This is a genomic window from Acinetobacter sp. YH16040_T (assembly GCF_024605785.1).
GTDB lineage: Bacteria > Pseudomonadota > Gammaproteobacteria > Pseudomonadales > Moraxellaceae > Acinetobacter > Acinetobacter amyesii.
The window spans coordinates 2520511-2532683 of record NZ_CP094541.1 but is presented as its reverse complement, the minus strand read 5'-3'; the positions used below and the strand labels follow the sequence as shown (position 1 = coordinate 2532683).

The 12173-nt window shown below is 38.7% G+C and carries 8 protein-coding genes and 1 pseudogene; 3 read left to right on the top strand and 6 right to left on the bottom strand.

The window, feature by feature from the left end; all coding sequences use genetic code 11:
* Positions 1–93: 93 nt before the first annotated feature.
* The gene (locus MST16_RS12415) at positions 94–468 is read left to right on the top strand and encodes a hypothetical protein (RefSeq protein ID WP_180010095.1); all 375 of its coding nucleotides are present in this window, start codon (positions 94–96) and stop codon (positions 466–468) included.
* An 8-nt stretch (positions 469–476) separates the two neighbouring features.
* Positions 477–757 (top strand): annotated as a pseudogene (locus MST16_RS12410) (endonuclease domain-containing protein).
* 157 nt (positions 758–914) lie between these two features.
* Here the strand turns inward: MST16_RS12410 and MST16_RS12405 are convergent.
* From MST16_RS12405 to metH, 3 genes are all read right to left on the bottom strand, one after another.
* Positions 915–1838: a DUF4435 domain-containing protein gene (locus MST16_RS12405; RefSeq protein ID WP_180010096.1), complete on the bottom strand. Its 924-nt coding sequence runs from the start codon at positions 1836–1838 to the stop codon at positions 915–917.
* Between the two features lie 2 nt (positions 1839–1840).
* Positions 1841–3196: an AAA family ATPase gene (locus MST16_RS12400; RefSeq protein WP_180010097.1), complete on the bottom strand. Its 1356-nt coding sequence runs from the start codon at positions 3194–3196 to the stop codon at positions 1841–1843.
* Positions 3197–3337: 141 nt separating this feature from the next.
* A complete protein-coding gene (gene metH, locus MST16_RS12395; RefSeq protein WP_180010098.1) occupies positions 3338–7027 on the bottom strand; it encodes a methionine synthase in 3690 nt (1229 codons plus the stop codon).
* 477 nt (positions 7028–7504) lie between these two features.
* On the opposite strand from metH, the gene MST16_RS12390 reads away from it, so the two are divergent.
* Complete coding sequence (locus MST16_RS12390) at positions 7505–9124, top strand: inorganic phosphate transporter (protein WP_078189951.1); 1620 nt, start codon at positions 7505–7507, stop codon at positions 9122–9124.
* A 164-nt stretch (positions 9125–9288) separates the two neighbouring features.
* Here MST16_RS12390 and MST16_RS12385 read toward each other — a convergent pair whose 3' ends face one another.
* From MST16_RS12385 to MST16_RS12375, 3 genes are all read right to left on the bottom strand, one after another.
* Positions 9289–10839 carry a hypothetical protein gene (locus MST16_RS12385; RefSeq protein WP_180010099.1) on the bottom strand — a complete coding sequence of 517 codons (1551 nt, stop codon included), beginning with the start codon at positions 10837–10839 and terminating at the stop codon, positions 9289–9291.
* A 219-nt stretch (positions 10840–11058) separates the two neighbouring features.
* A complete protein-coding gene (locus tag MST16_RS12380) occupies positions 11059–11238 on the bottom strand; it encodes a hypothetical protein (RefSeq protein WP_180005268.1) in 180 nt (59 codons plus the stop codon).
* Between the two features lie 246 nt (positions 11239–11484).
* Complete coding sequence (locus MST16_RS12375; protein WP_111884441.1) at positions 11485–12102, bottom strand: rhomboid family intramembrane serine protease; 618 nt, start codon at positions 12100–12102, stop codon at positions 11485–11487.
* Between the last annotated feature and the right edge of the window lie 71 nt (positions 12103–12173).

Genomic DNA, 12173 nt, shown 5'->3' with positions numbered 1-12173 from the left:
TATGCAAATGGAAGATATTTGAACTATAAATTTTTTTTCATTACAGCCTACACTCAAATTTTATAGATACAGATAATGATTTAGAGAAAAATTATGCATTCTGAGGATCATTTTAGTAAAGAACTATTTGATGTTTTAGCTCAGCAATATATCGATTTGAATTTAACGATTGAGATAGCTCGAAACAAAGAAATTATTATTAGGGAATTTAATGGGAAAAGATTTCATGTTGATTTCAACTTAGTGATCGAAGTAGGTCAAAACAATGAGATCATTATTCTGGTATTCAGTGGTGAAAAGTTTCTTTTGAGGGTGAAATATGTTTATGGATCTTTTGATTTTGGTACGGAGGTTCATGAGTATCATCATCATAAACAATATTTAAGACAATGGAGGTATGCCTCAAGCCGAGAAACTATTTATGAGCATCTAGACCGATTTGGAAATTTATATGAAAAAATTTTTTGAAGTTTTAATTGCTTAATAATAAACAAATATTGGGTTTGCAATTTTATCGGCAGAAACCTTTATTAAATTACATTGTGGATTTTTACTGCCTGCTGCAAATTTATTGATTGAGTGTGATGGTAGTCAGCACTTTACAGGTGAAGGCTTAGAAGCAGATCAAGTTCGAGATGAGGCTTTGGCTCAGCTTGGGTTGAAAGTTTTAAAGTTTGATAATGGGCAGGTGATGGGGCGGATTGATGATGTGGTGGAAGCTATTTTTCAGTGGTGTTTGAAAGCGTCTACGAAGTAATCACCCTAAATCCCCATTTTGCAAAGGGGGACTTGCTGCGAATTTGATGATGGTTTTAGATTCGTGAAGTTCCTCCCTTTTTAAAGGGAGGTTAGGAGGGATTTAATAAAAGAAATATCAGTATAGGAGATTCAGATTTTAGAAAGTTAAAAAATCATTAACTTGCTTCACTGTAGTATCCATGATTTATTGTTTGTTCAATTGCATTAAAAAATTCAGAAAGGTTGTCGTGATTAGTATGTGCCGCTAACTTAACTTTCATGCTTGAATGTGAAAGTTGCATAATATGTTTACAATTTGGATCAAAATTTTTAACAATATGTTGAGCATACCCTTTTAATAAGTAGAGTAATTCATTTTTTCCTGAGATTATTTTTCTGTAGTCTTGTACTGTAAAACCTTCTTTATATTGATTTAAACTATTAAAATCAGTATTGAATTTTGATATACCAATTTTTTCAATGATTTCATTTTTTAGATTATTATATTTTGTGCTCATTTTTTCTGTATTGATGACAGTATAGTTTTTATTTCTATGTAAATAGATAGAATCATCAAAACTATTTACAGTTGGAATGTCTAATCCATTTTTGTAAGAAATAGCAAATAGTATATAAATATCGATAAAAAATCCAAAAATTTCATCAAAGAAATTATCCATTTCTAGTGCTTGTTTGATGATATTAATATCATCCATTTTCCCTGACTCGTTGGATAATAGATTTGCTACAGCATCTTCATTAAATAAGTAGTTTTCGATACAATAAACATTATGTTGAAATAAAAACTTTCTTTTAATTTTTTTACATAAAAATATATCTAAATCACCATCAATGACATAAAGTTCTCTTAGATTATTTGTTTTTTGGTTGCAATATTTTATGACTTCAGTTTTCTTTCCTAAAGGTATAATATTGTCAATTGATATATTGGGGAATTTTTTTTCTAATAGTTTTTTATAGAAATTTCTCATACCTTCAGCTGTGTCTTCGATGTAAATCGTTATATCACTTACTTCAGCTTGTAAAGCACCTATTAGGCTTTTTTCATCTTGGCTATATAAAAAATCATTGATATTCATTTTTACTCACCATCAATCTCATTTCTACCTTCTTTAAAGGAAATCATTTTTTGATTTAACGACATAATTTTATCTTTGTATGATGAAATAATAGATGGTGAATGTGTTGCAACTATTAATTGAATATTTGTTCCTACATTTAAAATAGATTCGATGAGTAATCTTTGCCAAGAAATATGTAATGATAACTCAGGCTCATCGATAATGAAAACTTTTCTACTAGTAATATTATCGTTGAAAATTAAATTACCAATGATAATAATTAGTTGTTTTTCACCCGATGATAGAGCATCTGTACCAAATTTTTTATTAGATTCAATTACATTTATTGAAACTTTTCCAGTGTAGGTAACTTTAATAGATTTACCAGTAGGTTCAAAAAAATTATTAATTGTATTTTTGAATTTTAGTATTTTTTCAAAACTTTCTGTTTGCTTGTTTTCATAATCATTTAGAGCATTTACGATTTTTTCTAATCTAATTAATTCGGGTTTGTTGTTGAAAATTTCTGTAGTAAATTGATTCTTAGCTTCATCAAATTTTTCACTGTTAAGTAAATCAATTGTTTTTTTACTATAACCAGAATAATAGTCTAATTTTTTTTCAATTAAATTAATAATTTCTTCACTAAACTCTAATAATTTTAATGAGTATCTGATTTTTTCAATTTTTTCAAAAGCAGTGTATAAGTCATGGATACTAAAATCAGAATCAGAAGGATTGCTATCTAATAATATATGTAATAATTTATCACGAAGTTTTTTGTTAGCCCCTGACATTTTTAATCTGTGTTTATTTTGTGCACTAGATATTAAATTTTCTACACTTTGTAAAGGGTCATCTTGATGTTGGGTTGTCGATTTATTTTCTAAAAATTTTTCTAATATACTATCGTAATCCTTTTTTGGTTGGTTAAAGGTGAATCTTCTATCTAATGAAAGAAACATTGGTAATTTAATAAATGAAAGTTTCTCCTCACCAAACTTACCTTCTTCTAACTGAAAATCAAATAGTTTTGAATTTCTAAAAAATATTTTGTAATTTACATTGTGTTCATCACATATTAATCTATAAGAAGTTAATTCATCCTGATTATCTGTTTTAATATTACTGTATTCAGTTATTTTTATAGTAGTAGGATCTTGTACTTTTGTATGGAAAAATGATAATTCTAAATAATCAAAATTTAAATTTTTAATGTAATTATAATTTCTAGATAAAATTGCTAATATTATTTTTAATGCAGTGGTTTTACCTTTGCCATTAGGTGCTAAAATAATATTTAAATCATTATTGAAACAAATATCAAAATTTAAATAACCATAAACATTGTGCGCAACAAATTTTTCTAGTTTCATAAATTTAACTTATTTTTAAATTATTGTTAATTATACATTTATTTTGTGTTTGATCAATGTTGAGAATCCCCTCATTTGAGGGGATTTTTTAATTTGATACAAATGGGTCTTCCCCCTTTTCTAAAGAGGGATCGAAGGGGATTAATTCACCGAATCATCCAAATTCGGCGCTAACCAACGCTTCGCCTCATCCAACGTCCAGCCTTTACGCTTCGCATAATCCTCAAGCTGATCGCCTGCGATTTTACCCACGTTAAAGTATTGGCTTTCAGGGTTTGCATAATAGAAACCGCTGACAGATGAAGGCGGCCACATTGCAAAACTCGTTGTCAATTGCGTACCAATCTTGTCAGTAGAACCTAACCAATCAAACAATGGCACTTTTTCAGAATGCTCAGGACAAGCAGGGTAACCCGGTGCAGGACGGATGCCCACATACTTCTCTTTAATCAACTCTTCATTGCTTAAAGTTTCAGAAGCTTGGTTGCCCCAGAACTCTTTACGAATGCGCTCGTGCAAATGCTCCGCAAACGCTTCCGCAAAACGGTCACCTAAAGATTGTGCAAGAATTGCAGAGTAGTCATCGCCTTTAGCTTTGTACTCATTGGCCATTTCTTCTGCACCAAAGATCGATACAGTGAAACCGCCCAAGTAGTCTTCTGCGACACCTTTAGGCGCAATAAAGTCCGCTAATGACAAGTTTGGTTTACCTGTCACTTTATCAGACTGTTGACGAATGTGATGGAAGGTATGCGTAACCGATTGACCATCTTCGCTATACACTTCAACCGAATCCGCTGCAGAACGGTTAGCAGGGTAAATACCAAACACAGCACGAGCATCAAAACGTTTGTTGTCGATGATGTCTTTTAGCATGGTCTGTGCTTGTTCATACAAGTCAGTTGCTGCTTCACCTACAACTTCATCCGTTAAGATAGCAGGGAATTTACCTGCCAAACTCCAAGAAATGAAGAACGGTGTCCAGTCAAAGTACTCAACTAATGTTTCCAATGGATAATTGGTCAGCGTTTGCGTACCAATAAAGTTTGGCTTCACAGGCGCATTGGCAGCAAAGTCAATTTTTAAGCCATTTTCTACAGATTCAGCATATGTCAGCTTGGCAGCTTTTGGCTGTTTATTGGCAATACGCTCACGGACTTTTTCATATTCAGCACGTGTGTCTTCAACAAATTTAGGCTTCATTTCTTTAGAAAGTAAAGTTGTTGCTACACCCACAGCTCGTGAAGCATCGGCAACATAAATGACTGCATCATTTGAATATTGCGGATCAATTTTCACTGCCGTATGCGCTTTAGAAGTGGTTGCACCGCCAATCATCAATGGAACATTAAAGCCTTTGCGCTGCATTTCTTTCGCAACAAAAACCATTTCATCCAGTGACGGCGTAATCAGGCCAGATAGACCAATAATGTCGACTTTCTCATCAATGGCAGTTTGCAGAATCTTCTCGCAAGGCACCATCACGCCAAGGTCGATGATGTCATAGCCGTTACAGCCCAACACCACGCCCACGATATTTTTACCGATGTCGTGCACGTCGCCCTTCACCGTTGCCATTAGGACTTTACCCTTAGATTGGCCAGCTGTTTTTTCCGCTTCAATGAACGGATTCAGCCAAGCTACAGCCTGTTTCATGACACGTGCAGATTTCACGACTTGCGGCAGGAACATTTTGCCCGAACCGAACAAATCGCCCACCACGTTCATGCCGTCCATCAGCGGGCCTTCAATCACATCTAAAGGACGAGCTGATTTTAAACGCGCTTCTTCAGTATCTTCATCAATGAACGTTGTGATACCTTTCACCAAAGCATGCTCAAGACGTTTTTCAACTGGAAGCTCACGCCATTCCAAGTTTTCAACTTGTTTTTGTGCAGCGCCTTGACCACGGTATTTCTCAGCAACTTCAAGCAGCTTTTCAGTCGCGTCATGCTGACTTTCACCTTGGTTTTGGTTCAAGATCACATCTTCAACCGCAGCTTTCAGTTCAGCATCAATATCATCATAAATCGCCATTTGACCTGCGTTGACGATACCCATAGTCATGCCTTGCTGAATGGCATGGTATAAGAACACTGAGTGAATCGCTTCACGTACAGGCTCGTTACCGCGGAATGAGAACGATACGTTAGACACACCGCCTGAAATCATCGCATGTGGTAAGTTTTGCTTGATCCAACCTGTCGCTTCAATAAAGTCCACAGCATAGTTGTTGTGTTCTTCGATACCTGTTGCCACTGCAAACACGTTCGGGTCAAAAATGATGTCTTCAGCAGGGAAGCCAACTTCATTCACTAACACGTCATAAGAGCGCTTACAGATGTCTTTTTTACGTGCAGCAGTGTCGGCCTGACCATTTTCGTCAAAGGCCATCACAATTACGGCAGCGCCATACTGACGGCACAAACGCGCTTTTGCAACGAACTCGTCATAGCCTTCTTTTAAGGAAATCGAGTTAACAACCGCTTTACCTTGTACACATTTTAAGCCTGCTTCAATGATTTCCCATTTAGATGAGTCAATCATGATCGGCACACGTGAAATTTCAGGTTCAGATGCTACAAGATTCAGGAAGTGCACCATTGCGCCTTCTGAATCCAGCATGCCTTCATCCATGTTGATGTCGATAATCTGAGCACCGGCTTCAACTTGCTGCTGTGCAACTTCTAAAGCTTCGGCAAAGTTTTCTTCACGGATTAAACGTAGGAATTTTTTAGAACCTGTCACGTTGGTACGTTCACCGACGTTTACAAACAGCGAATCTTCTGTAATGTTGAACGGCTCTAAACCGCTTAAACGGCAAGCGGGTTTGGTTTCTGGCACTTGGCGTGGCTTAATGTCTTTTACGGCATTGGCAATAGCACGGATGTGATCCGGCGTTGTACCGCAGCAGCCGCCAGTGATGTTAATCAAGCCACTTTCTGCAAATTCTTTAATAAAGGCAGCGGTTTGTTCAGGGGTTTCATCATAACCGCCGAAGGCATTTGGTAAGCCAGCGTTCGGATGCGCCGAAACAAAAGTATCGGCAACGTCAGCAATGGTTTTGACGTGCGGACGCATGGCATCTGCACCTAGGGCACAGTTAAAGCCAATCGACAATAAGTCACCATGACGCACAGAGTTCCAGAACGCTTCAGCAGTTTGGCCAGTTAAAGTTCGGCCAGAGGCATCGGTAATGGTGCCTGAAATCATCAATGGCAATTCGTAGCCAATTTGGTTGAAGACTTCTTTCACTGCAAAAATGGCAGCTTTACAGTTTAAGGTATCGAATACAGTTTCAATGAGCAGAATGTCCGCACCGCCTTCAATCAGGGCATGCGCAGCTTCAATATAGTTTTCTTTTAGCTCATCAAAAGTGATGTTACGGAATGCTGGGTCATTTACATTTGGCGAGATCGAGCAAGTGCGTGAAGTCGGCCCAAGCACACCTGCAACAAAACGCGGTTTTTCAGGCGTAGAGTATTTTTCACAAGCGGCTTTAGCAATACGCGCTGCTTCACGGTTGATCTCTGATACCAAATCTTCCATGTGGTAGTCAGACATTGAAACTTTAGTGCCGTTAAAGCTGTTGGTTTCAATAATGTCTGCGCCAGCATCGAGGTAGGCTTCATGAATGCCTTGGATAATTTGCGGCTGCGTCAACACCAATAGGTCATTATTGCCTTTGAGGTCAGATGCCCAATCTGCAAAACGCTCACCACGGTAGTCAGCTTCTTCGAGTTTATGACGCTGAATCATGGTGCCCATTGCACCGTCGATAATCAGAATCCGTTGAGCGAGCAGCTCTTTTAGGGTGGCAAGCGTGGACATAAATAACCCCAATCCGATGGAATATAAAATCGGCAAATATATTAACAGAATTCATTGCAGTTTTATTGATATTCAACCATCTTTACAGCGCGCAATTATTAGCTTGTTGAATTAATGAGCAATATTGCAACTTGTTAATTTCATATACCAATTTCATATAAATGTATGGAAAGCTTCATGAATTTGTCATATTGCTCAGGCAAGCTTGAAAAACAAACAGTAGGGCTATGCAATATGAAAAAAAGATGACAGATGAAATATAAGTTGAAACATTGGGTTTCAAAGAAATTAAAGTTTGAATATGAAGCTTAAACAACTGATTTACTTTATGAAAGTAGAGTATAAAAGTCGGTTTTTAACACTTTAAAAAAACAAATAAAGCATGAAAAATTGCTTTATATGACACCGCTTTGTCATATAATTGTCATAATTAAATTGAACAATATGGGGATTTTAAAATCCTCTATTCCTGCCTGCATGAATTCTAAACAAACTCCCGTAGATTCAGCGCACACGTCGACTACTCAAAAGTCTACGAATGTTCATGTGCCTACACCGAAATTCTTTATGCCGGTATTTTTAACGGTGATTATTTCAACGTTGATTTATATTGGTTTTCAGGTGACTGCCGATTTAGCGCATGTTCCGCCTTTAAGTCTTTATTCAATGATTTTATTGGGCACAGCCTTATTCATCGCACTTGGCTTTGAATTTGTAAATGGCTTCCATGACACTGCAAATGCAGTAGCAACAGTGATTTATACCAACGCCTTGTCAGCACCGGTTGCGGTAATGTGGGCGGGTTTCTGTAATTTTCTAGGTGTAATGGTTGCCAGTGGTGCAGTTGCTTACGGCATTATTGCTTTATTACCTGTTGAATTGATTATGAACGTTGGTTCAGGTGCAGGTTTTGCCATGGTTTTCGCTATGCTGATTGCAGCGATTTTGTGGAATTTAGGGACTTGGTTCTTAGGCATCCCGGCGTCTAGTTCGCATACTTTGATTGGTTCTATTCTTGGCGTTGGCATCATGAACTACCTGTTAAATGCAGGCGGTGGTGCGAGCGGTGTAGATATGGAGCAGGTGCTTAAAGTCGGTAAGGCGTTATTGTTCTCGCCACTGATTGGTTTTGCATTTGCGGCTCTCGTTTTCTTATTGGTCAAGCGTATTTTCCGCAAACAGCTAGAATTGTTTCAGCCACCAGAAGGCAATAAGCCGCCACCACCACTGATTCGTGCAATTTTGATCTTTACCTGTACAGGTGTAAGTTTTGCGCACGGTTCAAATGATGGTCAAAAAGGTATGGGGCTGATCATGCTGATTTTGATCGGATGTGTGCCATTGGCTTATTCATTGAATAAGAACTTAGATAATCAACATATTCAATCTTTCCATCAGTTATCTGCTCAAACTGCGACTGCGATCTACGCAGAGCATAATGACATTCCTGATGCACAAGCGCGTGATGTACTCACCAAATACATTCAAACCAAAGAAGTCAGCCCAGAAGTTGTGCCAGCTTTAGCAAGTTTGACCGATCATTTAGGTGAGCGTGTTGCACAGTATGGCGACTTAAAAGATATTCCTGAACAAGAAGTATCTTCGATTCGTAATGACATGTACCTCAGTACCACTGCTTTTAAACGTCTAGATAAAGCTGAACAACTACCAGCAATGGCAGAAGCTGAACAAAAGACAGTGAAAGAATATCGTAGTCACTTAGATTCGTTCTTGCAGTACATTCCAACATGGGTAAAAGTCGCTGTTGCATTGGCACTAGGTCTTGGAACCATGGTGGGTTGGAAACGTATTGTTGTGACTGTCGGTGAACGTATTGGTAAAAACCACATGACTTATGGTCAGGGTATGTCTGCCGAGCTTGTTGCAATGTCAACGATTGCTGCTGCAGATGGTTTTGGTATGCCAGTATCGACGACACACGTACTTAACTCTGCGGTTGCAGGTACTATGGTCGCGAATAAATCGGGTCTAAACTTTGCAACAGTGAAAACCATTCTATCGGCTTGGGTCTTCACTTTACCTGCAACGATCTGTCTATCAGGCTGCTTGTACTGGTTATTCTTGAAAGTCTTCTAAGCAACTCAAATTCTAGGTATAAAAAAACGCTGCTTCGGCAGCGTTTTTTTATGGCTTTATCTCAGACATCACCGATTTGAATGTGATGACTGAGCTGAATTGGAATAGTCAAAGTAGCAAGTTGAAGCTTTGAAAAGTTCGGTAATGATTTAGCCCAATGGCAATTACGCTTTCTTGAACAGACCCAATACTTTTTTCACGGGCAGTTTTTCTTCAGCAAAACCATACAGCGCTGCAAAAGGTAAGGCGGTACGCGCCAAATAAGCCACACGCCACAAGCCACCATGGTTGGCACCATGCATCATGAGTTCTAATGGATGGTCTAGTGCTGTTTCAGGGTTAGCAACTGATTGAGGATTTCTCAAGTCGTGAATCCATAAAGCAGCCATGAGTGCATTAGTGGTTTCAGGTTGGAAGGATTCCACATCAAATAAACTCGCACCATTAAATGCGGCCTTTAATAATGGATTCTTCGTCACTGAGCGAGTTGTGGTGGATGGCGCAATATTGATACTAACCCGCTGACCATTTTGACGTGCCACAGTTGCACGCCATTGTTGAATACGTTTTGCAAGTGCGTAGTTAGGACCTTGTTCCACCACCAAACAGTCAGCGATACCATAGGATTTTCCATTGTCTGCTGTGGTGGTTTGCTCATTATTTTGCTTAAAGAAATGCTGACCTGTGACTTTCGCAATGCTTTGCGTCAAAAGCTTTTGTGCAGACGCACGGTTTTGGAATTTGGCTTGCGCTGCCGTAACAATCTCTTCTGGCACCGCATAGACATCGGTCGGAGTACACATAAACATCAAGCTGGTGTCGGCTTTTTGCTGGCTGACATAGGCCATGATGCTGTCCATGGCCATTGCAACACGAACATGCTTTTCACCATCTAAATAGGCAATTGCAGCTAGATCTAGTTGATGTTCACTTTGTGCAAGCCATTGTGCAATTTCAGGAATGTGTGTCAGTAAATTGGCACCCAATTTGTGTTTTAGTTCTTGAATGGGTGTGTCTTCATGCACAGCGTCGAGACTTGGCGCATATAAAGTGGCATTACCGGCCTGAACCGTGCTTAAGATTCGATCCCAAACACGTTCATTATTCAGGTCGATTGCCACAATATTGGCTTTCCATTTTGCTAACCACGTCAGGGGGCCAGCTTCGGAGGCAGCACCAAAAAGCACCATAGTCCGATCTGACAAATCGAACCATTCTGGGTGTGCAATGGCTTCACGTAATGCGTCTGCATGACTGGCTTCAATGATGCCAGCATCTTGCCATTTTTGAATCTGAGCCAGTAAAGCCTCACCTTGCAGTTTTTGGCCATGATAGGGCACATACCACTCAGGCGCTGCGTCACTTTCACCTTTTAACTTCACGGTATGCAGCGGATGTGCAGTTAAAGCCACTGCATCTTTGAGCGTATGCTTTTCTTGATCACGATAAAATTCAAAGACGTGATGCGCTTTATTTAAACCTTGCTCAGCAATGTTGATCGCTGCTTCAGATGATTGAATCCCTTGTTCAACCAAGGCTTTAAAATATTCAGGATATTTTTTACGCCAGTTTTTTTCTTGTTTTGCACGTACAGAAGACTGATGGTCAACTGCAGCTAAGGCTTCAGCGATAATTTCACGACCGGTTTTAGATGTACTCGGCTTTTGGTTTGAAGCCGAAATGGGAAATTGAAGACCTTCAGTTGAACTCGACATGCAAAATATCTCAGCTAATTTTGTCATTAATATACAGATGTATACATTATCTATGCCAAATTAAAAAACAGGGTGGCATAAAATGCCAGATTTATATGATTTGTCATGTGCTTTTGTGAACTTTCGTAGAATATACAGCTTCAAATTTTACTGACGGAATTGAAAAAGCCTTCGGTTTGAAGGCTTAAAAGAAGAGGGCATTAAATCAATAACGGCAAATCAACAACGGCCTTTTTTAGCCTGTCCGGGCGGGCAAAAGTCGCCATGGCGATCTGGGTAATTATAAGGATAGTGATTACGATCTGGGTCGACCACGATACTGCCTTCACGAGTGTGAACGGCACAAGCACTCAACACGCAGGTCAACAGCAAACTTGAGAACATCAGGACTATTTTCATTGGAATTTTCCTTTTTTATTCTGTGTCATTTCAGTTTAAATCAGGGCAAGGGTAGATAGCGTTTCAATCTGCTGTGAAATTGTATAGCTCGATATTCAAAGTGCGGTGCTGTAAATGTGGGAAATTGGCTAAAGAAAAAAATTAAAGGACATTTCGATTTAACGCAGCACAATAAAAAAGCCTAAACTGAAACGGTTTAGGCTGTCATTTTACTGGTTAAATCAGACTGATTTTTTAGACTTAACGTTAGAAAGGAACGTTTAATAACTGACTTAAGAAATGTGGAATGAGCTTCGGTTCAAGAATAATCGTCATGATTACACCATACGCTGCGCCCCAAAGGTGTGCGCTGTGGTTAATGTTGCTGTTGCCACGTTTACCTGACCAGATACTATAAGCCACATAAAGCACGGCAAAAATAATTGCAGGAACAGGAATAAAGAATACAAAAATCAGTTTCCACGGTTCAAACAAGATATACGCAAAAAGTACCGCAGATACCGCCCCAGAAGCCCCTAAACTTGCCCAATGGGTATCATGCTTATGTTTTAAATAACTCGGAATAATCGCAGCGATCAAACCGCCTAAATAAAACAATACAAAGCCCATGTCGAAGAAATATTGGCGATAAAAACTTTCAATCACGCTACCAAAGAAAAATAAGGTAATCATGTTGAACAATAGGTGCGCGCCATCTGCATGAATAAAACCATGGCTAATAAATCGGTCATATTCGCCACGACTGAGGGCTGGCGGCCAAAATAACAAACGATTCATCACTTTCTGATTTGAAAATGCAATCAGTGAAATCACCACCGTAATCAGGATAATGGTCACGGTGTGGTTAAAGGGTAGGCCCAACATATATGACTATTCTACTTGTTAAAATTTATGCTCAATAATGCCATTAAATCTGCCTAAAGCGTGAACTTTCA

Bases quoted from the DNA above. Each gene is read 5' to 3' on its own strand.
- MST16_RS12380 (WP_180005268.1), bottom strand. From the start codon at position 11,238: ATGAAAATAGTCCTGATGTTCTCAAGTTTGCTGTTGACCTGCGTGTTG.
- MST16_RS12390 (WP_078189951.1), top strand. From the start codon at position 7,505: ATGAATTCTAAACAAACTCCCGTAGATTCAGCGCACACGTCGACTACT.
- MST16_RS12405 (WP_180010096.1), bottom strand. From the start codon at position 1,838: ATGAATATCAATGATTTTTTATATAGCCAAGATGAAAAAAGCCTAATA.
- MST16_RS12375 (WP_111884441.1), bottom strand. From the start codon at position 12,102: ATGTTGGGCCTACCCTTTAACCACACCGTGACCATTATCCTGATTACG.
- MST16_RS12385 (WP_180010099.1), bottom strand. From the start codon at position 10,839: ATGTCGAGTTCAACTGAAGGTCTTCAATTTCCCATTTCGGCTTCAAAC.
- MST16_RS12415 (WP_180010095.1), top strand. From the start codon at position 94: ATGCATTCTGAGGATCATTTTAGTAAAGAACTATTTGATGTTTTAGCT.
- metH (WP_180010098.1), bottom strand. From the start codon at position 7,027: ATGTCCACGCTTGCCACCCTAAAAGAGCTGCTCGCTCAACGGATTCTG.
- MST16_RS12400 (WP_180010097.1), bottom strand. From the start codon at position 3,196: ATGAAACTAGAAAAATTTGTTGCGCACAATGTTTATGGTTATTTAAAT.